General features: G+C 69.6%; 28 protein-coding genes. 13 read left to right on the top strand and 15 right to left on the bottom strand.

Features of this window, described 5'->3' with window-relative positions:
• Positions 1–8 precede the first annotated feature (8 nt).
• Both FS845_RS04875 and FS845_RS04880 read right to left on the bottom strand, forming a co-directional pair.
• Complete coding sequence (locus FS845_RS04875) at positions 9–1,529, bottom strand: formate dehydrogenase beta subunit (protein WP_144631322.1); 1,521 nt, start codon at positions 1,527–1,529, stop codon at positions 9–11.
• A 163-nt stretch (positions 1,530–1,692) separates the two neighbouring features.
• On the bottom strand, positions 1,693–2,256 hold the full coding sequence (locus FS845_RS04880; protein ID WP_144630966.1) for a formate dehydrogenase subunit gamma: 564 nt from the start codon (positions 2,254–2,256) through the stop codon (positions 1,693–1,695).
• Positions 2,257–2,416: 160 nt separating this feature from the next.
• Here FS845_RS04880 and FS845_RS04885 point away from each other — a divergent pair, with 160 nt between their 5' ends.
• The 3 genes from FS845_RS04885 to mobA are packed head-to-tail and all read left to right on the top strand — an operon-like array spanning position 2,417 to position 5,282.
• Complete coding sequence (locus FS845_RS04885) at positions 2,417–3,526, top strand: substrate-binding domain-containing protein (RefSeq protein WP_144630967.1); 1,110 nt, start codon at positions 2,417–2,419, stop codon at positions 3,524–3,526.
• Between the two features lie 24 nt (positions 3,527–3,550).
• Positions 3,551–4,675: a GTP 3',8-cyclase MoaA gene (gene moaA, locus FS845_RS04890; protein ID WP_144630968.1), complete on the top strand. Its 1,125-nt coding sequence runs from the start codon at positions 3,551–3,553 to the stop codon at positions 4,673–4,675.
• A complete protein-coding gene (gene mobA / locus FS845_RS04895) occupies positions 4,668–5,282 on the top strand; it encodes a molybdenum cofactor guanylyltransferase MobA (protein WP_144630969.1) in 615 nt (204 codons plus the stop codon). Before moaA ends, mobA begins: the two co-directional genes overlap by 8 nt.
• A gap of 107 nt (positions 5,283–5,389) precedes the next feature.
• Here the strand turns inward: mobA and glp are convergent, their stop codons facing one another.
• Genes glp through moaC form a run of 5 tightly spaced genes read right to left on the bottom strand, consistent with a single transcriptional unit; the run spans position 5,390 to position 8,323 of the window.
• A complete protein-coding gene (gene glp, locus FS845_RS04900) occupies positions 5,390–6,598 on the bottom strand; it encodes a gephyrin-like molybdotransferase Glp (protein WP_144630970.1) in 1,209 nt (402 codons plus the stop codon).
• 8 nt (positions 6,599–6,606) lie between these two features.
• Positions 6,607–7,122: a molybdenum cofactor biosynthesis protein B gene (gene moaB / locus FS845_RS04905; protein WP_144630971.1), complete on the bottom strand. Its 516-nt coding sequence runs from the start codon at positions 7,120–7,122 to the stop codon at positions 6,607–6,609.
• Entirely contained in the window at positions 7,119–7,598 is a 480-nt protein-coding gene (locus tag FS845_RS04910) for a molybdenum cofactor biosynthesis protein MoaE (RefSeq protein ID WP_144630972.1), read from the bottom strand. The genes moaB and FS845_RS04910 overlap by 4 nt, the downstream gene beginning before the upstream one ends.
• Before the next feature lie 4 nt (positions 7,599–7,602).
• Positions 7,603–7,854 carry a MoaD/ThiS family protein gene (locus tag FS845_RS04915; protein WP_144630973.1) on the bottom strand — a complete coding sequence of 84 codons (252 nt, stop codon included), beginning with the start codon at positions 7,852–7,854 and terminating at the stop codon, positions 7,603–7,605.
• Positions 7,835–8,323, bottom strand: a complete 489-nt coding sequence (gene moaC, locus FS845_RS04920) for a cyclic pyranopterin monophosphate synthase MoaC (protein WP_144630974.1) — start codon at positions 8,321–8,323, stop codon at positions 7,835–7,837. Before moaC ends, FS845_RS04915 begins: the two co-directional genes overlap by 20 nt.
• 226 nt (positions 8,324–8,549) lie before the next feature.
• Here moaC and FS845_RS04925 point away from each other — a divergent pair, with 226 nt between their 5' ends.
• From FS845_RS04925 to FS845_RS04935, 3 genes are all read left to right on the top strand, one after another.
• Positions 8,550–9,434: a dienelactone hydrolase family protein gene (locus FS845_RS04925; protein ID WP_144630975.1), complete on the top strand. Its 885-nt coding sequence runs from the start codon at positions 8,550–8,552 to the stop codon at positions 9,432–9,434.
• Positions 9,435–9,629: 195 nt separating this feature from the next.
• On the top strand, positions 9,630–10,133 hold the full coding sequence (locus FS845_RS04930; protein WP_144630976.1) for a peroxiredoxin: 504 nt from the start codon (positions 9,630–9,632) through the stop codon (positions 10,131–10,133).
• Positions 10,134–10,212: 79 nt separating this feature from the next.
• Positions 10,213–11,697, top strand: coding sequence for an MFS transporter (locus tag FS845_RS04935; RefSeq protein ID WP_144630977.1), 1,485 nt, complete (start codon positions 10,213–10,215; stop codon positions 11,695–11,697).
• Between the two features lie 113 nt (positions 11,698–11,810).
• Here FS845_RS04935 and ruvB read toward each other — a convergent pair whose 3' ends face one another.
• The gene (gene ruvB, locus FS845_RS04940) at positions 11,811–12,884 is read right to left on the bottom strand and encodes a Holliday junction branch migration DNA helicase RuvB (protein WP_144631325.1); all 1,074 of its coding nucleotides are present in this window, start codon (positions 12,882–12,884) and stop codon (positions 11,811–11,813) included.
• A gap of 198 nt (positions 12,885–13,082) precedes the next feature.
• Between ruvB and FS845_RS04945 the strand changes: the two genes are divergently transcribed.
• The 4 genes from FS845_RS04945 to FS845_RS04960 all read left to right on the top strand — a co-directional run bounded on the left by FS845_RS04945 (position 13,083) and on the right by FS845_RS04960 (position 16,064).
• Positions 13,083–14,051, top strand: coding sequence for a threo-3-hydroxy-L-aspartate ammonia-lyase (locus FS845_RS04945; RefSeq protein ID WP_144630978.1), 969 nt, complete (start codon positions 13,083–13,085; stop codon positions 14,049–14,051).
• A gap of 126 nt (positions 14,052–14,177) precedes the next feature.
• Complete coding sequence (locus FS845_RS04950) at positions 14,178–14,366, top strand: antitoxin VbhA family protein (RefSeq protein ID WP_144630979.1); 189 nt, start codon at positions 14,178–14,180, stop codon at positions 14,364–14,366.
• Positions 14,363–14,965, top strand: a complete 603-nt coding sequence (locus tag FS845_RS04955) for a Fic/DOC family protein (RefSeq protein ID WP_144630980.1) — start codon at positions 14,363–14,365, stop codon at positions 14,963–14,965. The genes FS845_RS04950 and FS845_RS04955 overlap by 4 nt, the downstream gene beginning before the upstream one ends.
• 157 nt (positions 14,966–15,122) lie before the next feature.
• Positions 15,123–16,064 carry a complex I NDUFA9 subunit family protein gene (locus tag FS845_RS04960; protein ID WP_144630981.1) on the top strand — a complete coding sequence of 314 codons (942 nt, stop codon included), beginning with the start codon at positions 15,123–15,125 and terminating at the stop codon, positions 16,062–16,064.
• Between the two features lie 97 nt (positions 16,065–16,161).
• Here the strand turns inward: FS845_RS04960 and ruvA are convergent, their stop codons facing one another.
• Positions 16,162–16,734, bottom strand: a complete 573-nt coding sequence (gene ruvA / locus FS845_RS04965) for a Holliday junction branch migration protein RuvA (RefSeq protein WP_144630982.1) — start codon at positions 16,732–16,734, stop codon at positions 16,162–16,164.
• Between the two features lie 300 nt (positions 16,735–17,034).
• Between ruvA and FS845_RS04970 the strand changes: the two genes are divergently transcribed.
• Both FS845_RS04970 and FS845_RS04975 read left to right on the top strand, forming a co-directional pair.
• Positions 17,035–18,636 (top strand): inorganic phosphate transporter, encoded by a 1,602-nt coding sequence (locus tag FS845_RS04970; protein WP_144630983.1) that lies wholly within the window; start codon positions 17,035–17,037, stop codon positions 18,634–18,636.
• A gap of 152 nt (positions 18,637–18,788) precedes the next feature.
• Entirely contained in the window at positions 18,789–19,838 is a 1,050-nt protein-coding gene (locus tag FS845_RS04975; protein WP_144630984.1) for a hypothetical protein, read from the top strand.
• Positions 19,839–19,861: 23 nt separating this feature from the next.
• Here the strand turns inward: FS845_RS04975 and ruvC are convergent, their stop codons facing one another.
• The 5 genes from ruvC to FS845_RS05000 form a co-directional block, all read right to left on the bottom strand.
• Positions 19,862–20,413: a crossover junction endodeoxyribonuclease RuvC gene (gene ruvC, locus FS845_RS04980; RefSeq protein WP_144630985.1), complete on the bottom strand. Its 552-nt coding sequence runs from the start codon at positions 20,411–20,413 to the stop codon at positions 19,862–19,864.
• A 4-nt stretch (positions 20,414–20,417) separates the two neighbouring features.
• A complete protein-coding gene (gene purH / locus FS845_RS04985; protein ID WP_144630986.1) occupies positions 20,418–22,007 on the bottom strand; it encodes a bifunctional phosphoribosylaminoimidazolecarboxamide formyltransferase/IMP cyclohydrolase in 1,590 nt (529 codons plus the stop codon).
• A 15-nt stretch (positions 22,008–22,022) separates the two neighbouring features.
• On the bottom strand, positions 22,023–22,262 hold the full coding sequence (locus FS845_RS04990) for a helix-turn-helix domain-containing protein (protein WP_066127022.1): 240 nt from the start codon (positions 22,260–22,262) through the stop codon (positions 22,023–22,025).
• Positions 22,263–22,316: 54 nt separating this feature from the next.
• A complete protein-coding gene (dusB, locus tag FS845_RS04995; protein WP_144630987.1) occupies positions 22,317–23,360 on the bottom strand; it encodes a tRNA dihydrouridine synthase DusB in 1,044 nt (347 codons plus the stop codon).
• Positions 23,361–23,478: 118 nt separating this feature from the next.
• Entirely contained in the window at positions 23,479–24,645 is a 1,167-nt protein-coding gene (locus FS845_RS05000; protein WP_409929260.1) for a UbiH/UbiF/VisC/COQ6 family ubiquinone biosynthesis hydroxylase, read from the bottom strand.
• 122 nt (positions 24,646–24,767) lie between these two features.
• Here FS845_RS05000 and FS845_RS05005 point away from each other — a divergent pair, with 122 nt between their 5' ends.
• The gene (locus tag FS845_RS05005; protein ID WP_144630989.1) at positions 24,768–25,229 is read left to right on the top strand and encodes a TM2 domain-containing protein; all 462 of its coding nucleotides are present in this window, start codon (positions 24,768–24,770) and stop codon (positions 25,227–25,229) included.
• Positions 25,230–25,298: 69 nt separating this feature from the next.
• Here the strand turns inward: FS845_RS05005 and FS845_RS05010 are convergent, their stop codons facing one another.
• Positions 25,299–26,639 (bottom strand): aminopeptidase P N-terminal domain-containing protein, encoded by a 1,341-nt coding sequence (locus tag FS845_RS05010; protein WP_144630990.1) that lies wholly within the window; start codon positions 26,637–26,639, stop codon positions 25,299–25,301.
• Positions 26,640–26,665 lie beyond the last annotated feature (26 nt).

Below are 26,665 nucleotides of genomic sequence, written 5' to 3' on the forward strand. Positions count from 1 at the left end.
GCTCTCCTTCAGGCCGCCGCCGTGGCGGCATGGTCGGCGGACACGCCGAAGTCTTCGGGGAAGTGGTTCAGCGCGGACAGCACCGGATACGGCGCCATGCCGCCCAGCGCGCACAGCGAGCCGCCCAGCATGGTGTCGCACAGGTCGCGCAGCAGATGTACCTGCTGTTCGCGCGCGGGGCCGCCGGCGGCGATCCTGTCCAGCGTCTCGACGCCGCGCGTCGAGCCGATGCGGCAGGGCGTGCACTTGCCGCACGATTCGACCGCGCAGAACTCCATCGCGTAGCGCGCCATGCGCAGCATGTCGACGCTGTCGTCGAACGCCACCAGGCCGCCGTGGCCGATCATGGCGGACACCTTGGCGTAGGCTTCGTAGTCCAGCGGCACGTCCCATTGCGACTCGGGCAGGTAGGCGCCCAGCGGGCCGCCCACCTGCACCGCGCGCAGCGGCCGGCCGGTGGCGCTGCCGCCGCCGAAGTCGTAGAGCAGTTCGCGCAGCGTCAGGCCGAAGGCCTTCTCGACCAGCCCGCCCTGCTTCAGGTTGCCGGCCAGCTGGAAGGGCAGGGTGCCCTGCGAGCGGCCCACGCCGTAGTCGCGGTAGAACTGCGCGCCGCGCGCCAGGATGATGGGCACGGAGGCCAGCGAGATCACGTTGTTGATGACGGTGGGCTTGCCGAACAGGCCGCTGATGGCGGGCAGCGGCGGCTTGGCGCGCACCACGCCGCGCTTGCCTTCCAGGCTTTCCAGCAGCGAGGTCTCTTCGCCGCAGATGTAGGCGCCCGCGCCCTTGCGCACTTCCAGGTCGAAGCGCCGGCCGCTGCCGTGCGCGTCCTGGCCCAGCCAGCCCGCGTCGCGGGCGCGTTCGATGGCGGCTTCCAGGGCGGCGATGGCGTGCGGGTATTCGGAGCGCACGTAGATATAGCCCAGCGTGGCGCCCACGGCCAGGCCGGCGATGGTCATGCCCTCGATCAGCACGTAGGGATCGCCTTCCATCAGCAGGCGGTCGGCGAAGGTGCCCGAGTCGCCCTCGTCCGCATTGCACACGATGTACTTCTGGTCGGCGGGCGAGGACAGCACCGTCTTCCACTTGATGCCCGTGGGAAACGCCGCGCCGCCGCGGCCGCGCAGGCCGGAGCCGGTGACCTCATCGACGATCTGCTGCGGCGTCATGCCCAGCGCGCGCCGTACGCCCTGCATGCCGCCGTGCGCGAGGTAGTCCTCGGTGGACAGCGGATCGGTGATGCCCACGCGCGCGAAGGTCAGGCGTTCCTGCTTCTTCAGGTACGGAATGTCTTCGGTAGGCCCGTGGCCCAGCGCATGCGCGCCGCCCGAAAGCCAGCCGGCGTCGAACAGCGCGGGCACGTCCTCGGGCTGCACGGGGCCGTAGGCGACGCGGCCTTGCGGCGTGGCCACTTCCACCAGGGGTTCCAGCCACAACAGGCCGCGCGAACCATTGCGCACCAGGGTCACGGCCTGGCCGCGGCGCTGCGCTTCCTGTTCGATGGCTTGCGCGACCGCATCGGCGTCCATGGCCAGCGCGGCGGCATCCCGCGGAATGTAGAGAGTGATGGGTGCGTTCACAGGGGGGCCCTCCCGTTGCGGCGCGGACAGTGTCCGAGGGCGGCTTCCGCGAGGCGGGCATCTGCGATGCCGACGGCCGCGCCGCCGCCGCAGGTGGGACGGTTCGGCATGTTCATTGCACGGCCTCCGTGTCGCGGGCCGACTGCAGCAGCCTGTCCAGCTTGGCCGGCGTGACGCGCGCGTGCGGCCGGCCGTCCAGCATCACCGCGGGCGACTGGGCGCACAGGCCCAGGCAATACACGGGTTCGAGCGTGAACGCGCCGTCGCCGCTGGTGGCGTGGAAGTCGCAGCCCAGGCGCTGCCGCGCATGCTCGGCCAGGTGTTCCGCGCCCAGGGCCTGACAGGACTCGGCGCGGCACACTTCCAGCGTGTGACGGCCGTGGGGTGCCAGGCGGAAGTGCGGATAGAAGGTGATGACGCCATGCACTTCGGCCCGCGACAGGTGCAGCGCCTCGGCGATCAGCGGCACGGTCTCGGGCGGGATACAGCCCAGTTCTTCCTGGATGCCGTGCAGGATGGGCAGCAGGGCGCCGGGCTGGTCTTTCAGCCGCGCCAGGACACGGGCGGCGGCGGCGATTGGCGCGGATGCGGACGACTGGGCATTCGCCAGGGACTGGGGACCCCCGCGGGCGCCACCGTTGGACGAGAGATCGGACTTGGCCTCGCGCTGGCGCATGGCGTGTCTCCTTGTATGGCCCGCTTCAAGAGGGGGCCTGTTTCGTGATTGCCTTGGGAGGCGTGCGTGATTAATATGTTTTGAAAGACATATTTATTCGCACAAAACTCCGGTGGCGCTAACTCTAATCCTGAAATTTCAGCGTCTCAATAAGAAATAAATGACATATAAGTTCCAGTTGGGCCTGCGTCCGCAATGGCTTCTGTCCGGCGCGCCCGGAGACGGCGACCTGCCGCTGCAGGACGTGCTGGCCCTGCTGTCGGCCATCGACGCCACCGGCAACATTGCCGGCGCCTGCCGCGCCTGCGGGTTGTCCTACCGGCACGCCTGGGGCGTGCTGCGCCGCTTCGAGGGCATCTTCGGCACGCAGCTGCTGATCACGCGGCGGCGCCAGGGCACGCAGCTGTCCGAGTTCGCGCAGCGCCTGCTGTGGGCCAACCGCCGCATCGAGGCGCGGCTGATGCCCACGCTGGAAAGCATGGCGTCCGAACTGCAGGAAGAGCTGCAGCGCCTGCTGCCGCAGAGCGGTCCGCACCTGCGCCTGCACGCCAGCCACGGCTTCGCCGTCGAGGCACTGATGCAGCACATGAGCGGCCGCAGCCCTGGCATGGAGCTGCGCTACCGCACCGCCATCGAGGCGCTGGCCTCGCTCGAGCGGCGCGAGTGCGACCTGGCGGGCTTCCAGATTCCCTGCGGCGATTTCGAGGCCGCCATCATGGCGCGCTATGCCGCCTGGCTGGACCCCGACGACTACATGCTGATCCACCTGGCCACGCGCAGCACGGGCTTGTTCGTGCAGCCGGGCAATCCCAAGCACATCGACGGCATGGCGGACCTGGCGCGCCCCGACGTGCGCTTCGTCAACCGCCAGATCGGCTCCAGCACGCGCTATCTGGTGGGCGTGATGCTGGAACGCGCGGGCGTGTCGATCAGCCAGGTGCAGGGTTACGAGACCAACGAGTTCACCCACATGGCGATCGCGGCGCATATCGCCAGCGGCATGGCCGACACGGGCGTGGGGGTGGAGACCGCGGCGTGGCGCTTCGGCCTGGATTTCATCCCGCTGGCGCACGAGCGCTATTTCTTTGCCATCCGCAAGGTGTCCCTGGATACGCCGGCCATGCAGGACTTGCTGGCGATCATGCAGAGTCCGGAGTACGTGGGGTACGTGGGGCAACTGGTCGGCTACGACGCGTCCGAGACCGGGCGGTTGCAGACGATACGCGACGCGTTTCCCGAGGATCGCTCCTTTGGGCGCAAGGCATCCTGAGGTCCGCCGCGATATGATCTCCGTATGAAGAAAGTGATTTTCCTGGCCGATCGCCGCCTCAAGGAAGGCGTAGCAGAGACCCCCGCGGGCCCCATGCCCGCGCCGGGCCAGGACCTGTTCGACCGGCGCGCGCGGCCGTTGCGGGACCTGCGCATCTCGGTCACCGACCGCTGCAACTTCCGCTGCACCTATTGCATGCCGCGCGAAGTATTCGACGGCAACTATGCCTTCATGCCGCATTCGGCCCTGCTCAGCTTCGAGGAGATCGCCCGGCTGGCCGGCGTGTTCGCGCGGCATGGCACCGAGAAGATCCGCCTGACCGGCGGCGAACCGCTGCTGCGCAAGAACATCGAGACCCTGGTCGGCATGCTTGCCGAATTGCGCACGCCGCAGGGGCGACCGCTGGATCTCACGCTGACCACCAACGGCGTGGTGCTGGCGCGCAAGGCTCGTGCGTTGAAGGAGGCCGGCCTGAACCGCGTCACCGTCAGCCTTGACGCGCTGGATCCGGCGCTGTTCGCGCGCATGAGCGACAGCCAGTTCACGCCCGACGACGTGCTGCGCGGCATCGACGCTGCCGCCGACGCGGGCCTGGCGCCCGTGAAGATCAACATGGTGGTGCGGCGCGGCGTCAACGACGACCAGGTCGTGGCCATGGCGCGGCGCTTCCGCCACAGCGGGCACGTGCTGCGCTTCATCGAATACATGGACGTGGGCTCCACCAATGGCTGGAACCTGACCGAAGTGCTGCCCAGCGCCGAGGTGCTGGCGCGCATCGGCTCGGTGTGGCCGCTGGCGCCTTTGCAGACCGATCCCATGGGCCGCGTGGCCGAGCGCTGGCGCTATCTGGACGGCGGCGGCGAGATCGGCGTCATCTCCAGCGTCTCGCATGCCTTCTGCGAGGGCTGCACACGGGCGCGCCTGTCGCCCGAGGGCAAGCTGTTCCTGTGCCTGTTCGCCACGCAGGGCCACGACCTGCGCGAGCCGCTGCGCGGCGGCGCGTCCGACGACCAGCTGGCCGCGCGCCTGGCCTCCATCTGGGGCGCGCGCGCCGACAATTATTCCGAGCGCCGTGCCGGCCAGCCATCCGACGCCGAGCCCGCGGGTCCCGTCACGCGCAAGATCGAGATGAGCTACATCGGTGGCTGAGCCAGGCACCGCCACGGCGGGCATCGGCGGGCTGATCCTGGCCGGCGGGCGCGGTTCGCGGCTGGGCCAGGCCGACAAGGGGTGGGTGGAACTGGCCGGCGCGCCGCTGGTGCGCCATGTGGCGCGGCGCCTGGCGCCGCAGGTCGATGCGCTGCTGATCAGCGCCAATCGCAATCTCGAACGCTATGCCGCACTGGGCCGCGTGCTGGCCGACGATGTCGCGCTGCCCGCCTGGTCCGGCCCACTGGCCGGCATCGCGGCGGGCCTGGCGGCATGGCAGGGCCGCTGGCTGGTCACGGCCTCATGCGATACGCCTTTTTTGCCGACAGACCTCGCGGCGCGCCTGGTGCGGGCGGCCGACGACCGTGGCGTGCCCCTTGCGGTGGCGTGCGCGGGCGGTCGCCGCCATTCCGTCTGCATGGCGGTGCGCACGGACCAGGCAAAAGGGTTGCACGATTTCCTGGCGGCGGGCGACCGCAAGGTGGAGCGATGGCAGCAGGATGCGGGCGCCATCGACGTCGACTTCGACGATGCCGCGCCGCATGCCTTCCTGAACATCAATACGCCGGAAGATCTCGAGGACGCCGCGCGTCTTGTCGGCGGCTAGCGCACGCGGCTGCGATCAGCGACGTGCCAGCCATGCCGGTCACGTCCCGGCATGCCGCGAACGACGCATCGGCATGCGCGCCGCCCGCCGTGCCGACGGGGTGCCCGTCACGCCAGCCAGTGCTTCAGGTCGTAGTACGGCACCTGCGCGCCGTCCTGCACCATCACGTCGGCCGGCAGGCGCGCCAGGCCATCGGCCCACGGCAGCGAACTGATCACGCCGGACCCTTGATGCCCGTAAGGCGTCAGCTCCATGCCGCCGTCGGGCAGCGGGCGGGCCTGCACGCGCACGAACTCTTCGCGGCTGTCCTGGCGGGGCCGCTCGGTGCGCAGCGTGGCGCGCGGCAGCGGAGGATGGATCTCGGCGCGGCCCTGCATGCGCCGCAGCATGGGCGACACCAGCACGGCAAAGACCGCATAGGCCGACACGGGATTGCCCGGCAGGCACACCAGCGGCGTGCCGTCGATGCGCGCCAGCGCCACCGGCTTGCCGGGCTTCATGCGCACCTTCCACAACGCCAGGTCGCCGCCCAGAGCCTCGATGGCGGGCTTGACCAGGTCTTTCTCGCCCACGGACACGCCGCCCACGCTGAGCACCAGGTCGCAATCGTCCACCAGCGTCTGCAGCGCGGCCTGCAGGTCGGCCTCGTCGTCGCGCGCATGCAGGGCATGCGTCAGTTCGGCGCCGATGCCGCGCACCAGCGCGCCCAGCATGCTGGCGTTCGAGTTGTAGATCTGCTGCGTCTGGCGCGCCGCGCCGGGGGGCACCAGTTCGTCGCCGGTGGTCAGCACGCCCACGCGCAGCCGGGCGTAAACGGGCACGTCGGCCAGGCCCTGCGACGCCAGCAGCGCGACGTGCGCGGCCTGCAGCACGGTGCCCGCGGCCAGCAGCGGCCGGCCGGCATGGGTGTCCTCGCCGCGGCGGCGGATGTGCTGCCCCAAGGCGCGCGGCGCCTCGGTGATCTCGACGTGGCCGTCGGCCTCGCGCGCGTCCTCCTGCATGATGACGGTGTCGGCGCCGTCGGGAATCAGGCTGCCGGTGAACAGCCGCGCCGCCTGGCCGGCGGCCAGCGGCTGCGGCATGTCGCCCGCGTAGACGCGCTGCTGGACGGGCAGGCGCGCGCCGGGCCGGTAGTCGGCATGGCGGATGGCATAGCCGTCCATGGCGCTGTTGTCCGCCGGCGGCAGGTCCAGCGTGGCGTCCAGCGAGACGGCCAGCACGCGGCCCGGCGCATCGGCCAGCGAGACGGTTTCCGTGCGGGTGGGGGCGGGCGCGGCGTCGGCCAGCCGGGCCTGCGCCTGATCGAATTCGAGCATGGAGAAACCTAGGCCGCGTTGGCGCGGCGGTGCAGGTGGGTGGCGAAGTTGCAGGGCTTGTAGCTGCTGTCCAGCTGCTCGCGGATGATCTGGGTCCAGGCCATCTCGCAGGCGTGGTTCGATCCGGGCATGCAGAAGATCACCGTATCGTTGGCGTAGCCGGCCAGCGCCCGAGACTGGATGGTCGAACTGCCGACGTCGGCGTACGACAGCTGGCGAAAGAGTTCGCCGAAGCCGGTGATCTCCTTGTCGAACAGCGGCGCCACCGCTTCCGGCAGCGAGTTCTTGTGCGAGAAGCCCGTGCCGCCCGTGGTCAGGATGACCTGCACCGCGGGGTCGGCGATCCAGTCGCTGATGACCCGGCGGATCTGGTAGATGTTCTCGGGCACGATCTCGCGCCGGACGCACAGGTGGCCGGCATGCGCCACGTTCTGCGCCAGCAGGTTGCCCGAGGTGTCGTCGCCGGCGGTGCGCGTATCGCTGACCGTCATGATGGCGCAGCCCAGCTTGATGGGGTCTGTCATTGTTCTTCCTTGGGGGAGGCGCCGGCGTCCCATGCCTGGGTCCGGTCGTCGTCGGCCTGGCGCTGCTCGACCCAGAACTGCTTGCCGGAGGACAGGGTCTCGCGCTTCCAGAAGGGCGCGCGCGTCTTCAGCGCGTCGATGATGTATTCGCAGCCGCGGAAGGCGTCGCCGCGGTGCGCGCTGGCGGCGGCGACGAACACGATCTGGGCCTCGCGGGACAGGGCGCCAACGCGATGCACGATGACCGTGCCGGCCAGGTTCCAGCGCTGGCGCGCGGTGGCGGCGATGGCTTCCAGCTCGCGCTCGCACATGCCCGGATAGTGTTCCAGGTAGAGCGTCTCGGTGGGCTGGCCGGGCGAGAAATCGCGCACGTAGCCCGTGAACGTGACCAGCGCGCCCGCCTGCGCACCCGTGCGGGCGCGCAGTTCGGCCGCCAGCGCGGCCGTGTCGAAATCGGCTTCCTGCACCAGGATCATGGCGTCAGCCTCCGGTGACGGGCTCGAAGATGGCCACCTCGTCGCCCGGCTGCACCGGCACGGTGCCCTTGGCGTGCTCGTGGTTGACGGCCAGCCGCAGGCGCGGCGCGGGCCCCAGCTGGGGATAGCGCTGCTGCAGCTCGGCCAGCAGCTGGGCGCCGGTGGTGGCGCCGGACAGCGGCCAGCTTTCGGAACGCTTGCCGATCAGCTCCGCCACGCGGGCGAAGTACAGCAGGTTAATCGTTGCGCCATTCACCGCTTTTTCCTCCTGCCTTGTATTCCAGGCGTATCTGTTCGACGACGATGCCCTTGTCGGCGGCCTTGCACATGTCGTAGATGGTGAGCGCGGCGACGCTGCACGCGGTCATGGCTTCCATCTCGACGCCGGTCTTGTACTGCGTGCGGCAGGTGGCGCGGATCTCGACGGCATGGGCCTGGTCCAGCAGGCCGAAGTCGATGCCGACGAAGGCCAGGGGCAGGCTGTGGCACAGCGGGATCAGCTCGGCGCAGCGCTTGGCCGCCAGCACGGCGGCCACGCGGGCGGTGTTGAGCACTTCGCCCTTGCCCTGGCCGGGCGCGGTCAACAGGCCATAGGCGTGGGCATTCATGCGTACGCGGCCGTACGCGATCGCCACGCGGTCGGTGTCGGACTTGGCACCGACATCGACCATGCGGACCTGGCCGGATTCATCCAGGTGGCTGAGCGTGGGTAGGGATGACGACATGGTGGGATTTCGATCGAACAGAGGTTGGTTCATCGGGCGGCGCAGCAGGCTGGCCGCCTCTCGCGCCTATGATAGACGAGCCGGGGACGGGGCGCGATAATCGCCGCAGTCCACGCCGGCCGTCCGGATGCCATGACGCGCCGGCGCGCGCACGCCGATGCATGCACGTCGATTTTTCCCGCGGTACATCCCACATCATTTCCGTCCACTCCCGGAGGCTCGCACCATGGAAGTCAAGGATCCCGAATTCGACAGTCTGCTGCCCCCGCTGCGCGTCTCGCGCCGCGGTTTCATCGTCACCAGCGTGGCGACGGGCTTCTCGCTGGCCGCGGGCCAGGCCAACGCGCAGACCGCCATCCAGACCGATGCCAAGGGCCTCACGGCCGGCAAGGTGCAGATTCCCACCGCCGACGGCAACATGCCCGCCTACCGCGCGGCGCCGGCCGGCAAGAAGAACCTGCCCACCATCCTGGTGGTGTCCGAGATCTTCGGCGTGCACGAGTACATCCAGGATGTCTGCCGCCGCCTGGCGCACGCGGGCTACCTGGCCATCGCGCCCGAACTGTTCGCGCGCCACGGCGATCCCTCCAAGTACACCGACATCCCCACGCTGCGCGCGGAAGTGGTCGACAAGGCCGGCGACGCGCAGGTCATGGGCGACCTGGACGCCGCCGCCAAGTGGGCCACCACCGAAGGCGGCGCGGCCGAGAAACTGGGCATCGTGGGCTTCTGCTGGGGCGGCCGCAACGTCTGGCTGTACAGCGCGCACAATCCCAAACTGAAGGCCGGCGCCGCGTGGTACGGCCAGTTGGGCGGACAGCCCAGCGAGCTGAAGCCGGCCCCCGTGCTCAGCCTGGTCGACAAGCTGCACGCGCCGGTGCTGGGCGCGTACGGCGGCAAGGACGCCGGCATTCCCCTGGAAGACGTGGACAAGATGCGCGCCGCCCTGGCGAAGGGCCCCGAGGCGGCCCGCGCCTCGCGCATCGACGTGTACCCCGAGGCGGGCCATGCCTTCCACGCCGACTACCGCCCCAGCTACCGCAAGACCGAGGCCGAGCAGGCCTGGAAGCGCATGATGGACTGGTTCGCCACGCACGGCCTGTCGGCTTGATCGCGGCCTGATCACGCCCCGATCCGGGCCGAAGCCGGCCTGATCGCCGTTGGATCCGGACGGGCGCCGTTCCTGCCGGTTGCGGGTGGTTGCAGCTTGCAGCATCGGCCGCCGTCGCGGCCGCCGAGTCGATCTATGATTGAGGCAGCGGACGCGGCGCATGCCGCGTCTCATTCCCCCATCACGGAGAGGTCCATGACCATCAAAGTCGGCGATCGCGTGCCCGACGGCACGCTGACCGAATTCATCGAAACCGAGACCGAGGGCTGCCAGCTCGGTCCCAATGCCTTCCAGGTGTCCGACCTGGTCCGCGGCAAGAAGATCGCGCTGTTCGCCGTGCCCGGCGCCTTCACGCCGACGTGCTCGGCCAAGCACCTGCCCGGCTTCGTCACCAAGGCACAGCAACTGCGCGACAAGGGCGTGGACGAAGTGTGGTGCGTGTCGGTCAACGATGCCTTCGTGATGGGCGCCTGGGGGCGCGAGCAGAAGGCCGCCGGCCAGGTGCGCATGCTGGCCGACGGCGCTGCCGTCTGGACGCGCGCGCTGGGCCTGGAACTGGACCTGACGCAACGCGGCATGGGCGTGCGCTCGCAACGCTACTCGGCGCTGATCGACGATGGCGTCGTCAAGACGCTGAACGTCGAGGCCCCCGGCAAGTTCGAGGTCAGCGACGTCGACACGATGCTGTCGCAGGCCTGATCCTTTCCCGTCGCACCCACGGCCGGGCACGCCATGCGCGCCCCGGCCGGCAATCCCGCCGCGCACCGGCCGCGTTGCCATGATTTCCACACTCTCGACGTTCTCCCCGCTGTATAGCGCCACGCTGCTGATGCTCATCGGCACGGGCCTGTTCAACACCTACATGGGCCTGCGGCTGTCGCAGGCGGCCGTCAGCGAGACCTGGATCGGCCTGCTGATGGCCGGCTATTACTTCGGCCTGGTCTGCGGCGCCCGCCTGGGCCACAAGCTGATCATCCGGGTGGGCCACATACGCGCGTTCTCGGCGTGCGCGGCCGTCGCCACCAGCATGATCCTGGGGCAGATGCTGATCCCCGATCCCATCTACTGGCTGCCGCTGCGCATCATCGCCGGCGTGGTGATGGTGACCGAGCTGATGGTCATCGAAAGCTGGCTGAACGAACAGACCGAGAACAGCCAGCGCGGCCGGGTGTTCTCCCTCTACATGGCCGTGTCCGGCCTGGGCACCGTGCTGGGGCAGCTGGCCCTGACGCTGTACGCCACCATGGACAACGGCCCGCTGACGATGGTGGCCATGTGCATGGTGCTGTGCCTGGTGCCCATCGCCATCACCGCGCGTTCGCATCCGCCCACGCCGCTGCCGGCGCCGCTGGACCTGCGCTTCTACGTGAAGCGAGTGCCGCTGTCGCTGACGGTGCTGTTCGTGGCGGGCAACCTGTCCGGCGCGTTCTACGGCCTGGCGCCGGTGTACGCACTGAAATACGGCCTGACGACGCCCCAGGTGGCGGTGTTCGTGGCTTCGGCCGTCACGTGCGGCCTGCTGTCGCAGTGGCCCATGGGCTGGCTGTCCGACCGCATCAACCGCGCGGGCCTGATCCGCTTCAACGCGGCGCTGCTGGTGCTGCTGCCGGTGGCCATGTGGGGCTTCGTCACGCTGCCGTACTGGCTGCTGATCGCGCTGTCCTGCGTGTTCGGCGTGCTGCAGTTCACGTTGTATCCGCTGGGCGCCGCCTTCGCCAACGACCACGTCGAGCCGCAGCGGCGCGTCAGCCTCAGCGCCATCCTGCTGATGACGTACGGCGTGGGCGCCTGCCTGGGTCCGCTGATCGCCGGCTTCCTGATGTCGATGGCCGGGCCGGCGATGTACTACGTCTTCATCTCGGCCTGCGCGCTCATACTCGTGTGGCGCGTGCAGCCCAGCCGAGTCACCGGCGCGCACCAGGTCGACGAGGCGCCCACGCACTTCGTGCCCATGCCCGATTCGCTGCAGAGCTCGCCCGCGTCGGTCCAGTTGGACCCGCGGGTCGATCCCGAGCTGGACGTGACCATGGAAATGGCCGAGCCCCAGCCCGACGTGGTGACGCCGCCGGCCTCGGCCAGCGAGGCGCCCGCAGTGGAAGAGAGCGCCGTCCATCGCGCGGCGGACATGCCGGACATGTCTGCCGAAGATGCCTTGATCCCGGGCGCCGAGGCGCCTGGGGGTGCCCGGTCGGGCGTCGTTGCTTCGGGGGCTGCTGCGCCGGGCGTCGACCCGCCGAAGCAGGACGTGCGTACGGGTACTTGAGTCGCATCCGGGGAAGGGGTCGGCAGCGGCCTGCCCTGACGCACCGACGGGCGTCGGCCGGCACCCCGGTGCGGGAAGGCGCCGCCGGATTCCTCGCCCGGCGCGCCGTGCCGTCAGTCGAACAGTTCGCCGCTGCCCGAGCCGGTGCGGCCGGCCGGCACGGCCAGCCCCAGGTGCCGCCACGTGGTCTGCGTGGCCATGCGCCCGCGCGGGGTGCGCTGCAGATAGCCGTGCTGGATCAGGTAGGGCTCGATGACGTCCTCGATGGTGTCGCGCTCTTCGCCGATGGCCGCGGCCAGGCTGTCCACGCCCACCGGGCCGCCGTCGAACTTGTGCACGATGGCTTCCAGCAGCTTGCGGTCCATCAGGTCCAGGCCCTGCGGATCGACTTCCAGCATGGACAGCGCGCGGCCGGCCACGTCGGCGTCGATGATGCCGCCCGCCTTCACTTCCGCGTAGTCGCGCACGCGCCGCAGCAGGCGGTTGGCGATGCGTGGCGTGCCGCGTGCGCGGCGCGCCACTTCCTGGGCGCCCTCGGGCGTGATGGTGGCGTTCAGCAGCCCCGCGCTGCGCGTGACGATGCGCGACAGGTCGGCCACGTCGTAGAACTCCAACCGCGAGACGATGCCGAAGCGGTCGCGCAGCGGGTTGGTCAGCATGCCCGCGCGCGTGGTGGCGCCCACCAGCGTGAAGGGCTGCAGATCCAGCTTGACGCTGCGCGCGGCCGGACCTTCGCCGATCAGGATGTCGATCTGGAAGTCTTCCAGCGCAGGGTAGAGGATTTCCTCGACCACGGGCGACAGCCGGTGGATCTCGTCGATGAACAGGACGTCGTTGCGTTCCAGGTTGGTCAGCAGCGCGGCCAGGTCGCCGGGGCGCTCCAGCACGGGGCCGGACGTCTGGCGCAGCTGCACGCCCATTTCGTGCGCGATGATGTGCGCCAGCGTGGTCTTGCCCAGGCCCGGCGGACCGAACAGCAGCACGTGGTCGAGCGCCTCGTTGCGCCCGCGGGCCGCCGCGATGAAGATCTCCAGCTGTTCGCGCGCGCGTGCCTGCCCCACGTACTCCTGCAGCGCTTTCGGCCGCAAGGCGCGTTCGATGGATTCTTCGTTGGGCGAGGTGGGCTGCGGCGCGACCAGTCGGGGCGCGTCGGGCAGGGAGGAAAGCGAGTCGTTCTGGATGGCCATGGTTCGTAGCGCGGGCGGATGCGCGAGGCCATGGTACACCACGCCGCCGCGTGGGCGGTGCGTCTCGGGGCGCACGCGCGGCATGCCCCGCGGCGGCCGGTTCGGCGCGGCAGGGCGACGCTGCGGCGGGCCCTCACGACACCTGGGCCCCAGGCGTATGATGCCGTTTTGCTCTCATTTCGTTACGCCAGGATCCCCATGCCGACTGCCCTGCCCACGTATTCCGACGTCGTCCGCGCCAGCGAAGTGCTGGCGGGCGTCGCGCACCGTACCCCGGTCCTTACCTCGGCCACCGCCGACGCGCTGGCCGGCGCCAGGCTGTACTTCAAGTGCGAAAACCTGCAGCGCATGGGCGCGTTCAAATTCCGCGGCGGCTATTTCGCCATCTCGCAGCTCACGGCCGAGCAGCGCGCGGCCGGCGTCATCACGTTCTCGTCGGGCAACCACGCCCAGGCCATCGCGCTGAGCGCGCGCCTGCAGGGCGTGCAGGCCACCATCGTCATGCCCGAGGACGCCCCGGCCGCCAAGAAGGCCGCCACGCAGGGCTACGGCGGCAACGTGGTCACCTACGACCGCTACAAGGACGACCGCGAGGCCGTGGCCCGCGCCCTCCAGGAAAAGACCGGCGCCTCGCTGATCCCGCCCTACGACCACCAGGACGTGATCGCCGGCCAGGGCACGGCCGCCAAGGAACTGTTCGAGGAAGTGGGCGAGCTGGACTACCTGTTCGTCTGCCTGGGCGGGGGCGGCCTCTTGTCGGGTTCGCTGCTGTCGGCCAAGGCGCTGTCGCCGTTGTGCGAGGTCTACGGCGTCGAGCCCGAGGCCGGCAACGACGGCCAGCAGTCGCTGCGCAAGGGCGAAGTGGTGGGCATCCCCACGCCCAAGACCCTGGCCGACGGCGCGGCCACCACGCACCTGGGCGACCTGACCTTCCCCATCATCCGCGACAACGTCACCGACATCCTCACCGTCAGCGACGACCAGCTGGCGCAGACCATGCGGCTGTTCGCCGAACGCCTGAAGATCGTGGTCGAACCCACCGGCTGCCTGGCCGCGGCCGCCGTGCTGCACAAGAAGGTGGCGATTCCGGCCGGCGCGCGGGTCGGGGTGATCCTCAGCGGCGGCAACGTCGACCTGGCCAGCTACGGCCGCCTGCTGGCGGGCTGAGCCAACTGTCCCTGCCGGGTTTAAATGTCTGAAAAATCAGGGGTTTTGCGGTAGAATAACAAGATGTTCCGAACGCCGAAAACCCCTGCCGCCACGCCCTCCCGGGCATCGGGCGCAGCCTTATCCATGGTCGCCGAGCAAGAACGGGTCGAACGCATGGCGGCCATACGCAGCGCGCTGGCCAGCCAGCGAATCGAAGGCCTCGAGCCCGACCCCCGCGCCGTGGCCGACGCCGAGCGCTGGGCGCGCGGCGAAATCACCATCGGCGCCGCCGTGGCGGATTTCAAGATGCGGGTGCGGCTCGACATGGCATGAAGTACGCCGGCGACCGCGGCGATCCGTACCTGTATGCGGGTACCGACGTGCTGCGCAATCTGCTGGGCATCAAGAACCAGGGCGCGCTCGACAAGGTCGAATCCACGCTGTCTTTCCTTCGTGCCGCCGAATTGCGCGAACGCCCCGTGGCAGGTCGTTTCGACCTGACCCACCTGCTGAAGATCCACGAACGCCTGTTCGGCGACGTCTATGACTGGGCGGGCCAGGTGCGCAACGTCGAGATCACCAAGGGACAGACCATGTTCGCGCGGCGGCTGATGATCGAAAGCGCCGCCGGCCAGCTGTTCGAGCAACTGGCCGACGAAAAGTACCTGCGGGGCCTGGACGCCGCCCGCTTCAGCGAGCGCGCCGGGCACTACCTGGGCGAGATCAACGTGCTGCACCCGTTCCGCGAAGGCAACGGGCGCACCCAGCGCGAGTTCATCGGGCAGATGGCGCGCCAGGCTGGCCACCGTATCGATTGGAGCGCGGTGGGGCAGGCCGAGATGGTGCGCGCCTCCATCGAGGCGTATAACGGTGATTCCGACGGTCTGGCACGCCTGGTCCGCGCCTGCTTGGACGGACCGGTCCAGGGCTGATCCGCACCCGATGCAGGGCACGGCGTCGGTTCGAGCCGCCAGCCGCCGTCCGCGCGAGGGGTCAAATCCCGTCTGCGCGCGGGCACGCCGGTTGCGGCATGCATACCCGCCGGGGCGGAACTGCCCGGTCTACTGACGAACCAGGAGCGATTCATCGATGCGTATCCTAGTCATCGGCGGCACCGGCTTTATCGGCCGTCATCTCGCGGCGCGGCTGTCGGCCGACGGCCATCGCCTGCTGGTGCCCACGCGCCGCTATGCCAATGGACGCGACCTGCAGGTGTTGCCGGCCCTCACGCTGATCCAGGCGGACGTGCATGACGATGCCACGCTCGATCGCCTGATGGAGCAATGCGCGGCCGTCATCAACCTAGTGGGCGTGCTGCACGGCGGCCACGGCAAGCCGTACGGCGATGCGTTCTCGCGGGCGCACGTGCAATTGCCGACGCGCATCGCGCGGGCGTGCCGCCGCAACGGGGTGGGGCGCCTGCTGCACATGAGCGCCATGGGCGCGGATCCGCACGGCCCCAGCATGTATGCGCGCTCCAAGGGCGACGGCGAAATCGCGCTGAAAGGCGAACTGGAAGGCTGGGACGGCGGCTGGACGATCTTCCGGCCCTCCATCGTTTTCGGGCCCGACGACAACTTCACCAATCTGTTCGCGCGGCTGGCGCGGCGGTTTCCCGTGCTGCCGATGGCGGGCGCCGGCGCGCGCATCCAGCCGGTCTACGTCAGCGACGTGGCCTCGGCCATGGCCAACGTGCTGGGCAAGAGCGAGGCCTGGGGGCGCGCCTACGAGCTGTGCGGCCCGCAGGTGCACACGATGGGCGACGTGGCGCGGCTGTGTGCGATGTGGAGCGGCCATCGGCGGCCCGTCATCGACCTGCCCATGGCATTGGGCAAGCTGCAGGCCGGGTTCTTCGAGATGCTGCCCGGCACGCCGTTGATGTCGCGCGACAACCTGGATTCGCTGACCGTGGACAACGTGTGCCGGGAGGGCATGGCGCCCGAGCTGGGCGTGGTGGCCACGCCGCTGGAGGCCGTGGCGCCGGGGTATCTGCGGCGAGGCGGCCAGGCCGCCGGGACGGGCTTGCCTTGAGGTCCGGCGGCTTCGGCCGCGATGGGGTCCAGGTCGCAGGACGGGTTTAAGCCGCGGAGAGCCGCGGCCTGGAATACCCGGGCCGCGAGCCAGCCGCTCAGCGCACCAGCGCCTTCAACGCCAGGCGAATGCCGTCCGACACGCTGACGCCTTCCGGCAACTGCTTCAGCGCCGCCTGCGATTCCTTGTCCGAATAGCCCAGCGCCAGCAATGCGTTCAGGATGTCCGACTGGCTGTCGGGCACGGCGTGCGGCGTGGCGCCGATGTCGGCGCCCAGCTTGCCGCGCAGCTCCAGCAGCAGGCGTTCGGCGGTCTTCTTGCCGATACCGGGTACTCGCGTCAGGCGCCCTGATTCCTGCAGCGTGACGGCCTGCGCCAGTTCGGTCACCGACAAGCCCGACAGCAGCGCCAGCGCCATGCGCGCGCCCACGCCGGTGATCTTGATCAACTGGCGGAACGCGGCGCGCTCGGATTGCGAGGCGAAGCCGAACAGCAGGTGCGCGTCCTCGCGCACGATCACGTGGGTATGCAGCGTGACGCGCGCGCCGTTTTCCGGCAGCGCATATAGCGTGCTCATGGGCACGTCGACTTCATAGCCGACGCCATTGACGTCCACCAGGACGGTGGGCGGGGTCTTTTCCAGCAGGGTTCCGGTCAGGCGGCCGATCATGGGTTCGCAGGCAAGAGGAGGCCGCGCGAAAGCGGCGGCCAATGGCGGATTCTATCGTCTCGGCACGGCCCGCGCAGGACCGGCGGGAGGTCGGGCCACCCGGTCGCGTCGCTGTCGTGGCTCCGCCGATCATCGATGGATTCAGTCCTTGGTCAGCAACCACAAAATGCTCTCGGGACACTGCCCGTAAGCGTTGGTAAGGGTGGCGTCCTACGGGCCGTTTGGCCCTGGGTTGAAACTCGACTGTCATCGCCCGCCCCTACCTTATCCCGCACCCGACATTCGACGAGGACGAGGTTCATGGGCGACACGACGTACGGACAGATCGATTCCGCCGCGGCTGCACCGCACCCGCTGGACAAGCGGGGCAACGACAGACTGTTCACTTCGGCATTCATGCTGGTGGTGGTGCTGGGCCTGGCCTACGTGGGCCAGGCGCTGTCGCGCGACCTGGACAACGCCTCGCAGGCGGTGCCGTGGATCCTGCTGGGCCTGGCCCTGCTGATCGCGCTGGGCTTCGAGTTCGTCAACGGTTTCCACGACACGGCCAACGCCGTGGCCACCGTCATCTACACGCGGTCCATGCCCGCGCAGGCCGCGGTGCTGTGGTCCGGCTTCTTCAACTTCCTGGGCGTGCTCACCTCCAGCGGCGCGGTGGCGTTCGGCATCATCTCGCTCTTGCCCGTGGAACTGATCCTGCAGGTGGGCTCGGGCGCGGGCATGGCGATGGTCTTCGCGCTGCTGCTGGCCGCCATCGTGTGGAACCTGGGCACCTGGTATTTCGGCCTGCCGTCGTCCAGCTCGCACACGCTGGTGGGATCGATCATCGGCGTGGGCCTGGCCAACCAGTTCATGGCGCCGGCCGGCAGCGCCACCAGCGGCGTCGACTGGTCGCAGGCCAGCAGCGTGGGCATGTCGCTGCTGGTGTCGCCCGTGGTGGGCTTCGGCCTGGCCGCGCTGCTGCTGCTGGCGATGAAATCGCTGGTGCGCAACCGCGCGCTGTACGAGGCGCCGGGCGCCAATCCCCCGCCCGCGTGGATCCGCGGCCTGCTGATCTTCACGTGTACCGGCGTCAGCTTCGCGCACGGCTCCAACGATGGACAGAAGGGCATGGGCCTGATCATGCTGATCCTGATCGGCGTGGTGCCCACCGCGTTCGCATTGAACCGCACGCCCGGCGCGCACGCGCTGGAGAACTACAAGGAAACGGCCGCGCAGGTCGAGGCCGTGCTGGGCAAGTACGCCAAGCCCGGCATCACCGTGCCCGACCCGCGCGCCGTGGTCAGCAATACCGTGAAGACGCGCGAGTGGACGGACCAGACCACGCCCGCGCTGGCGGCCTTCATCCACGACACGCGCGAACGCGTCTCGCCGTACTCGGCCGACACCCTGCCGCGCTCCGCCATCAGCAATACCCGCAACGACATCTACATGATCGGCGAGGTGCTGAAGCTGGTGGACAAGAAGCATCAGCTGGACGTGTCCGACGCGGACATGGCGGTGATCAAGCGCTATCACGACGCGGTCGACAACGCGACCAAGTTCATCCCGCTGTGGGTCAAGGTGGCCGTGGCGCTGGCACTTGGGCTGGGCACGATGGTGGGCTGGAAGCGCATCGTGGTCACGGTGGGCGAGAAGATCGGCAAGACGCATCTTACGTACGGGCAGGGCGCCTCTGCAGAACTGGTGGCGATGGGCACCATCGGCGCCGCCGACTTCATGGGCCTGCCGGTATCGACCACGCATGTGCTGTCGTCCGGCGTCGCGGGCACGATGGCCGCCAACGGTTCGGGCCTGCAGTGGAGCACCGTGCGCAACATGCTGTTGGCATGGGTGCTGACGCTGCCCGCGTCGATCACGCTGGCGTTCGGATTGTTCGTGGTGTTGCGGCAGGTGTTCTAGGGCGCGCCGGGCGGGCGGCCGGTCGAACGGGCCATCGTGATGGCCAGTCCGATCAGGCGGGACATTTTCGGCTCTACGTAGAAGCCGATCTGGCGGCGTGCGGCGCCCGAGCCTAGAGTGCCGGCTTCCCTGTCCGTGTTGGAAGCCGCAGCATGTCCCATGCAAAACCGCCCGTCCGCCAAGACTACGATTCCGCCTGGAAAGAGGCGCTGGAGCGCTTCCTGCCGCAGGCCATCGAGATGTTCGCGCCAGACCTGCATGCGCGGGTCGATTGGCGCCAGCCGCCGGTGTTCCTGGACAAGGAACTGCAGGACCTGGCGTCGGGCAATGGCCGCGGCCGCCGCCACGTCGACAAGCTGATCCGGCTGGATCTGGCATCCGGCCGCTATCGGTGGCTGCTGCTGCACGTCGAAGTGGAAAGCCGCCGGCCCTCCTGCGCCGGGTTGCGTCGAACCACCTTGCGCGTGCGGCAATACGATTACCGCATCCACGATCGTCACATCCTGCGGCCGGCGCTCGCCCATCGTGCCGACATGCGACCTGCAACCGTATACACCATCGTGGTCTTTACGCGAGGGTCGGGGCCGGATTGGCTGACGGCCGACCATCAGGCGCTGCAGAATGCCCAGCCATTGCGCTATCGCGCCGTGTATCTGGGGCGGTGGCTTGCACGCTGGGAAGCGCTGCAGGACCTGGCGCGGGGCAACGCTTTCGGGCTGATCGTCATGGCCCAGTTGCTGGCCCACCGGCATCGCGGACCTGCCCGGCTGGCTCCCAAGATCGGACTGGTCCGGCTTTTGCGCGTTTCGCGCTATTCAATCGCCGAATCGATAAGCTTGATGAAGCTGATCGACTGGATCTTGCGGTTGCCCCACGAGCACGAGAGCACCTACGTGCAAGCGCTCGAAGACATTGAAAAGGAGTTCGCCATGGGTTACGTCCCGTCCTGGGAAAGGTACTACACCAAGCGTGGTATCGAGATCGGCCTGAAGCAGGGCGAGGAGATCGGCCTGAAGCAAGGTGAAGCCGTCGGCGAACGCCGCGCCTGGCTGACCGCGCTGCAGGATCAGCTCGAACAGAAATTCGGCAGCGTGCCCGAATGGGTGCCGCACCGCCTCCAGCAGGCGGAGCCCGCGGAGTTGCGCGGATGGCTGCGTCGCATCCTCGCGGCCGATTCGCCGCAGGCGTTGTTCAACGATTGACAACGCGTGGCCTGGCCTCAGCCTCAGCCCACCAACCGCCCGTTGCGCAGCCCGGGCCGCGTGCCACGTCCCCCGGCGCGCTCCAGCACGCCGCCCAGCCGCTGCTGCAACGGCCCCACGTGCGCATGGCAGATGGCGCAGGCCAAGGCATCGGCCGAGTCCGGCGCGGGCGTGCCGTCCAGCGACAGCAGGCGCTGCACCATCATCTGCACCTGTTCCTTGGCCGCCCGGCCGGTGCCGACGACGGCCTTCTTGATCTGCAGCGCGGTGTACTCATGCACGTCCAGCCCGCTGTCGGCCAGCGCGCACAGCGCCGCGCCGCGGGCCTGGCCCAGCAGCAGGGTGGAAGCGGGATTGGCGTTGAGAAAGACGATCTCGAGCGCGGCCACGTCGGGCCGCGTCTCGCTTGCCACCTGTCGGATGTTGTCCAGGATGACCTTCAGCCGCTCGGGCAGCGACAGCGCCGGCGGCACGACGATGGTGCCGCTGGCCACGTAACGCAGGCGCATGCCCTCGGCGTCGATCACGCCGAAACCGGTACGGCGCAGGCCGGGATCGATGCCGAGGACGCGCATTCGGTCAGTGGCGGAAGTGGCGGGTGCCCGTCAGCACCATGGCGATGCCATGCTCGTCGGCCGCGGCGATGACTTCATCGTCACGCACGCTGCCGCCGGGTTGGATCACGCAGGTGGCGCCCGCGGCCACCACCACGTCCAGGCCGTCGCGGAACGGGAAGAAGGCATCCGAGGCCACGGCCGAGCCGCGCAGCGTCAGGCCGGCGTTCTCGGCCTTGATCGAAGCGATGCGGGCCGAGTCGATACGGCTCATTTGGCCCGCGCCCACGCCCAGCGTCATGCCGCCGGCGCAGAACACGATGGCGTTCGACTTCACGTACTTGGCCACCTTCCAGGCGAACGCCAGGTCGTCCATCTCGGCATCGGTGGGCGCGCGCTTGCTGACCACCTTCAATGCGTCGCGCGGCACGGCATAGGCATCCGGACTCTGCACCAGCCAGCCGCCGCCCACGCGCTTGACGTCCAGCGCGTTCTGGCCAGGGCCCATCGGCACCTGCAGCACGCGCACGTTCTTCTTGGCGGCCAGGATGGCCAGCGCGGCGCCGTCATAGGCGGGCGCCAGCAGCACTTCCATGAACTGGCCGCTGACCGCTTCCGCCGTGGCCGCGTCAACCGGACGGTTGAAGGCGATGATGCCGCCGAACGCCGAGGTGGGATCGGTCTTGAAGGCCTTCTGGTAGGCCGCCAGCGGATCCGCCGCCACCGCCACGCCGCACGGGTTGGCGTGCTTGACGATGACGCAGGCCGGCGTGTCGAAGCCGCGCACGCACTCCCAGGCGGCATCGGCGTCGGCGATGTTGTTGTAAGACAGCTCCTTGCCCTGCAGCTGCTGGTAGTTGCCCAGCAGGCCGGCCGGACGCTGCGCGTCGACGTAGAACGCGGCGCTCTGGTGCGGGTTCTCGCCGTAGCGCAGCGCCTGCTCCTGGCGCACCTGCAGCGTCAGCACGCGCGGCCATTCGCCGCGGGCCGGCGCGGCGTCCTGCGCGGGCGCGGGCTCGGACAGGCTGCTGAGGTAGGCGGCGATGGCGCCGTCGTACGCGGCGGTGTGCGCGTAGACCTTGCCGGCCAGCTCCAGGCGCAGGGCGTACGAGGTCTTGCCCGCCTGGTCGATCTCGGTCAGCACGCGGCTGTAGTCCACCGGGTCGATGACGACGGTGACGCCGCCGGCTTCGGTGCCGTGGTTCTTGGCTGCCGCGCGCAGCATGGCCGGGCCGCCGATGTCGATGTTCTCGATCGCGTCGGCGAACGTGCAGCCGTCCTTGGCGATGGTCTCGCGGAAGGGATACAGGTTCACCACCAGCATGTCGATGCGGTCGATGCCGTGCTTGCCCAGCGTCTCGAGATGCTCGGCGCTGTCGCGGCGCGCCAGCAGGCCGCCGTGGATCTTGGGATGCAGCGTCTTGACGCGTCCGTCCAGGATCTCGGGCGAGCCGGTGTGCTCAGCCACCTCGGTCACGGGCAAGCCGGACTCGGCCAGCAGGCGGGCGGTGCCGCCGGTGGACAGCAGGCGCACGCCGCGCGTGTGCAGCGCGCGTGCGAATTCGACGATGCCGGTCTTGTCGGAGACCGAAAGCAGGGCAGTTTCGATTTTCATGGGCAGTAGAACGGATCAGAGCTGGATATTGTGCGCAAGCAGCTTCTTGCGCAGGGTATTGCGGGTGATGCCAAGCATCTCCGAGGCGCGCGACTGGTTGCCGCCTGCGCGTTCCAGGGCCACTTCGAGTACCGGGCGCTCGACGCAGCGCATCACCATGTCCCACATGTCATGCGGTTCGGAGTCGCCCAGGTCCTCGAAATAGCGTTCCAGGCTGGCACGTACGCATTCCTGGAGAACATCTTGCTTGCTCATATACAGATCGATTGTTTGTTTGTTGTATGTATGGATGGAGATGCGGCGGTCGGCTCAGGCCGCCAGCAAAGTCGGTGCGGCACCCGCCGGTGCGGCGCCCGCGGGAAGAACGGCGGGCTGCGCGCGGACCAGGCCGTCGAACCACGCCGCCACCGCGCGCGATTGCTCGGCGGTGTTGTCGATCTGATTCATCCGGGCCCGGAATTCCTCGGCGTCGGGCAGGCCTTCGAGATACCAGCCTATGTGCTTGCGCGCCGTGCGTACGCCGGTGCGCTCGCCATAGAAGCGGTAGTGATCGTCGAGGTGTTCCAGCAAAAGGTCGCGCATTTCGGCCGTCGTGGGAGGCGGCAGTTTGGCGCCGGTTCGAAGGTAATGGTCGATCTCGCGGAAGATCCAGGGCCGCCCCTGCGCCGCGCGGCCGACCATCACCGCATCGGCCCCAGTGTAATCCAGGACGGCCCGGGCCTTCTCGGGCGAGTCGATATCGCCGTTGGCCACGACGGGAATGCGCAACGCGGCCTTGACTTCGCGGATGGTGTCGTATTCGGCCTGCCCGGTGTACAGGTCGGCCCGCGTGCGGCCGTGCAGCGTCAGGGCGGCGATGCCGGCTTCCTGCGCCAGCAACGCCACGCGCACGGCGTTGCGGCTGTTGCGGTCCCAGCCCGTGCGGGTCTTCAGTGTGACCGGGATGCCCTGCGGCGCGCAGGCCCCGACCACGGCGTCCAGGATGCGCACGATCAGGTCTTCGTGGCGCAGCAGCGCCGAGCCGCTGGCCAGGTTGCAGACCTTCTTGACCGGGCAGCCCATGTTGATGTCGATGATGCGGGCGCCGCGCGACACGTTGAACGCGGCGGCCTCGGCCATCATGGCCGGGTCGGCGCCGGCGATCTGCACCGATACCGGATCGATCTCGCCGTCGTGGTTCAGGCGGCGCGAGGTCTTGACGCTTTCCCACAGGCGCGGATTGCTGGCGGCCATCTCGGACACGGCATAGCCCGCGCCCAGCCGCTTGCATAGTTGGCGATAGGGACGGTCGGTCACGCCCGCCATGGGGGCGACCAATACGTTGTTGGGAAGGGTCCAGGGGCCGATGCGCATCGCAGGATTTTAGCCCCGCTTGTTTCGGCCCTTATTTAGGCCGTGGGTCAATCCCCGGGTTACCAGTTGATTCCGCAGCGGGAAGGCGGATCACTGGAGGCGGCCCCGGGCGGCGCGTTCAGGCCCGCAGGCCCTGCAGCAGATGGCGCGCCAGCGGCGCGCGTAGCGGCGCCGCAACGTCCAGCGCCAGCAGCGCCAGGCCGCAGGCGTGCTCGACCGGCGCCAGGCCGGTGGCGAACAGGCGCGGCATCAGGTCGGTCAGGCCGGCCGTGACCCAGCGGTCGGCGCGGCGCGCCTGCGCGAACTCCGCCAGCAGGGCGGTGGGATCGGCCTGCGGCGCGGCCAGCCAGCCGCCCAGCGTATGCGCCAGCCGCGCGGCGTCGCGCAGGCCCAGGTTCAGTCCCTGGCCGGCCACGGGATGCAGCGTCTGCGCGGCGTTGCCGATGATGGCCACGCGCCCTTGCGCCTGCGATTGGCGCGCCTTCAGTTCCAGCGGGAATACATGGCGGGGCGCCTGGCTGTGCAGGCGGCCGAGCCGCGTGCCGAACGCCTGCGTCAGCGCCGCCGAGAAGGCCGCGTCGTCCATTCCCGACAGTTCGGCGGCATGGCCGGGCGTGCAGCACCACACCACCGAGTACGTGTCGGGCAGTTGCGGATGCGGCAGCATGGCCAGCGGGCCTTCTCGCGTGAAGCGCTCGTAGGCCCAGCCGCTGCGCGGCAGCGTGGCGCGGGCGCTGGTCAGCACCGCATGCTGGCCGTAGTCGCGCCGCACGTCCTGGCCGCCCGCGCCGTCGCACAGCACGGCCACGGCGCTGGTACAGGCCTGGTCGCCCTGTTCGATGTGGGTGACGCCCCCTGCCTGCGACAGCACGCGGGCCGGCGGGCCGTTCAGCACGGTCACGCCGCTGGCCGCCACGCGCTCCTGCAGGCGGGCGTGCAGGCCCGCATAGCCTACGGTGCTGCCCAGCTCGGACACGCCGAAATCTCGGTGGTCGATCAGCGTGCGGCCCAGGCGGCCGCATTGCGAGACGTGGATGTGGCGGATGTCCGCCGCGCGCGCGGGCCAGGCCCGCAGCGCGTCCAGCAGCACGCGGCTGCCGTGGTTCAGCGCCAGCACGCGCGGATCGGCGGCGGGGTCGCGCGGGGACTGGGCGGCGTCGCCCTGCAGCAGCGCGACGCGCGCCGGTTCGGGCGCCAGGCGTGCCAGCAGCAGCGCCAGCACCTGTCCGACGGGACCGGCGCCCAGCACCGCGATATCGTAGGCGGGAGCATTCATGCCGGCGATTTTACTGCCCGCTACAATCCGGCGGTCGGACGCCGGCATGCGGGCCTCTCCCGTTGTCGCAGACAGCCCGATGCGTACGGGCCGGTGCCCGGCACGACTATTTTCAGGTGGAGCCAGTGACGATGACCGACACGCCGTTGACGCCCGCGCATTCCGCGGCCGTTGCGCGCCGCCCGCGCGGCAAGGTGGCCGTGGGCCTGCTGGCCTGCTGCCTGGGGTGGCTGGGCGCCCATTGGTGGTACCTGGGGCGGCGCCGCGCCTGGCTGGTGACGCTGGCCTGCGTACTGTGCCTGGCCGGCGCGCAGGCGTACACGCCCTGGTACGACAACCCCGTCTTCTTCCTGCTGTTCATTCCGGCCGTGGCGGGCTTCATCGAAGGCGTGGTCTACAGCCTGATGCCCGACGAGAAATTCGACCGGCTGTGCAATCCCGGCCTGGGCCGCGTCACGCATACCGGCTGGGGGCCGGTGCTGGTCGCGATCTTCGGCTGCATGGTGGGTGCCATCGTGGGCATGTTCGCCATCGCCATGGTGGTGGTCTACACCTGGAGCGCGATGGGCTGGCTGGACGGGTACGTGCTGTAGCCTGCCGCCCGCCGCTGGCCTGCGCGGCATATCCGCAGCCTGGGCCGCCGCAGCCTCCGGTGCGGCGGTTCACTCGCGCATCAACGCCTCGATCTCGCGCGCGTCCACCGGCACGCCGCGCGTCAGCAGCTCGCAGCCGGTCTCGGTGACCAGCGCGTCGTCCTCGGTGCGGATGCCGATGTCCCAGAAGCGCGCCGGCACGTCGTCGGCGGGCCGCACGTATAGGCCCGGCTCGATGGTCAGCACCATGCCGGGCTGCAGCGTGCGCCACGGGCGTTCCGCCCCGGCGGGGCCGGGCTCGCGATAGTCGCCCGCGTCGTGCACGTCCAGGCCCAGCCAGTGGCCGGTGCGGTGCATGTAGAAGCGGGTATATGCGCCCGATTCCAGCACGCCGTCCAGCGACCCTTCCAGCAGCTTCTCGTCGATCAGTCCCTGCGCCAGCACGCGCAGCGCCGCCAGGTGGCCGTCGTTGAACGAGCAGCCGGGCCGCGTCGCCTGGGCGGCCGCGTCCTGGGCGGCGACCGTCAGGTCGTACAGGGCGCGCTGCGGTCCGCTGTAGCGGCCGTTCACGGGAAACGTGCGGGTGATGTCGGCGGCATAGCTGTCGAACTCGCAGCCCGCGTCGATCAGCACCAGGTCGCCATCCTTGAGCACCGCGTCGCCTGCCGGGTAGTGCAGCACGCAGGCATTGGCGCCGGCCGCGACGATGGTGGTGTAGGCGGGCGCCTGGGCGCCATGGCGGCGGAATTCGTACAGCAGCTCTGCCTCGAGTTCGTATTCGCGCATGCCGGGCCGGGCCGCGCGCATGGCGCGCGCGTGCGCGCCCGCCGAGATGCGCGCCGCGCGGCGCAGGGCCGCGATCTCGTCGGGGTCCTTGATCAGCCGCATGTCGGCAAGCGGGACGCTCAGGTCGCGCCACAGCTCGGGCGCGCGGCGGCCGCCACGCGCGCGGCCCTGGGCGGCCGCCAGCCAGCCGCGCAGGCGCGTGCCGCGGACATCGTCCAGCCCCTGGGGCGCATACAGCGCGGGCTGGTCCAGCAGCAGGTCGGGCAGCACCTGGTCCAGCGTCTCGATGCTGTGCGCGTCGTCGAAGCCGAATCGTTCGGCGGCCGCCTCGGGCCCCCAGCGCAGGCCTTCCCATACCTCGTGATCGGGGTTGCGTGGACGGCAGAACAGCAGCGCACGGTCATCCGCGCCGGCGATCAGCACCAGCCAGGCCTCGGGCTCGATGAAGCCGCTCAGGTAATAGAAGTCGCTGTCGTGGCGATAGGGATGCTCGGCATCGCGGTTGCGTATCGCGGCGGGCGCAGTGGGCAGCACGGCGATGCCGCCGCCCTGGGCGCGCATCCGCGCCAGCAGGCGGGCGCGGCGCTGCTGGAAAGGGGCGATGTCGGTGGGAGGCAGGGGCATGATGGATCGCGCGCAAGGTGGGGATT

It is taken from the genome of Bordetella genomosp. 13 (assembly GCF_007679965.1).
Classification (GTDB): domain Bacteria; phylum Pseudomonadota; class Gammaproteobacteria; order Burkholderiales; family Burkholderiaceae_B; genus Bordetella.

Coding starts and splice junctions, on each gene's coding strand:
- FS845_RS04935 (WP_144630977.1), top strand. CDS start 10,213: ATGATTTCCACACTCTCGACGTTCTCCCCGCTGTATAGCGCCACGCTG.
- FS845_RS04910 (WP_144630972.1), bottom strand. CDS start 7,598: ATGATCCTGGTGCAGGAAGCCGATTTCGACACGGCCGCGCTGGCGGCC.
- FS845_RS04925 (WP_144630975.1), top strand. CDS start 8,550: ATGGAAGTCAAGGATCCCGAATTCGACAGTCTGCTGCCCCCGCTGCGC.
- dusB (WP_144630987.1), bottom strand. CDS start 23,360: ATGCGCATCGGCCCCTGGACCCTTCCCAACAACGTATTGGTCGCCCCC.
- FS845_RS04880 (WP_144630966.1), bottom strand. CDS start 2,256: ATGCGCCAGCGCGAGGCCAAGTCCGATCTCTCGTCCAACGGTGGCGCC.
- FS845_RS04950 (WP_144630979.1), top strand. CDS start 14,178: ATGGTCGCCGAGCAAGAACGGGTCGAACGCATGGCGGCCATACGCAGC.
- FS845_RS04885 (WP_144630967.1), top strand. CDS start 2,417: ATGACATATAAGTTCCAGTTGGGCCTGCGTCCGCAATGGCTTCTGTCC.
- FS845_RS05010 (WP_144630990.1), bottom strand. CDS start 26,639: ATGCCCCTGCCTCCCACCGACATCGCCCCTTTCCAGCAGCGCCGCGCC.
- FS845_RS04975 (WP_144630984.1), top strand. CDS start 18,789: ATGTCCCATGCAAAACCGCCCGTCCGCCAAGACTACGATTCCGCCTGG.
- FS845_RS04930 (WP_144630976.1), top strand. CDS start 9,630: ATGACCATCAAAGTCGGCGATCGCGTGCCCGACGGCACGCTGACCGAA.
- ruvB (WP_144631325.1), bottom strand. CDS start 12,884: ATGGCCATCCAGAACGACTCGCTTTCCTCCCTGCCCGACGCGCCCCGA.
- FS845_RS04875 (WP_144631322.1), bottom strand. CDS start 1,529: ATGGACGCCGATGCGGTCGCGCAAGCCATCGAACAGGAAGCGCAGCGC.
- FS845_RS04990 (WP_066127022.1), bottom strand. CDS start 22,262: ATGAGCAAGCAAGATGTTCTCCAGGAATGCGTACGTGCCAGCCTGGAA.
- moaC (WP_144630974.1), bottom strand. CDS start 8,323: ATGTCGTCATCCCTACCCACGCTCAGCCACCTGGATGAATCCGGCCAG.
- moaA (WP_144630968.1), top strand. CDS start 3,551: ATGAAGAAAGTGATTTTCCTGGCCGATCGCCGCCTCAAGGAAGGCGTA.
- ruvA (WP_144630982.1), bottom strand. CDS start 16,734: ATGATCGGCCGCCTGACCGGAACCCTGCTGGAAAAGACCCCGCCCACC.
- FS845_RS04945 (WP_144630978.1), top strand. CDS start 13,083: ATGCCGACTGCCCTGCCCACGTATTCCGACGTCGTCCGCGCCAGCGAA.
- FS845_RS04955 (WP_144630980.1), top strand. CDS start 14,363: ATGAAGTACGCCGGCGACCGCGGCGATCCGTACCTGTATGCGGGTACC.
- FS845_RS04960 (WP_144630981.1), top strand. CDS start 15,123: ATGCGTATCCTAGTCATCGGCGGCACCGGCTTTATCGGCCGTCATCTC.
- ruvC (WP_144630985.1), bottom strand. CDS start 20,413: ATGCGCGTCCTCGGCATCGATCCCGGCCTGCGCCGTACCGGTTTCGGC.
- moaB (WP_144630971.1), bottom strand. CDS start 7,122: ATGACAGACCCCATCAAGCTGGGCTGCGCCATCATGACGGTCAGCGAT.
- FS845_RS04970 (WP_144630983.1), top strand. CDS start 17,035: ATGGGCGACACGACGTACGGACAGATCGATTCCGCCGCGGCTGCACCG.
- purH (WP_144630986.1), bottom strand. CDS start 22,007: ATGAAAATCGAAACTGCCCTGCTTTCGGTCTCCGACAAGACCGGCATC.
- FS845_RS05005 (WP_144630989.1), top strand. CDS start 24,768: ATGACCGACACGCCGTTGACGCCCGCGCATTCCGCGGCCGTTGCGCGC.
- glp (WP_144630970.1), bottom strand. CDS start 6,598: ATGCTCGAATTCGATCAGGCGCAGGCCCGGCTGGCCGACGCCGCGCCC.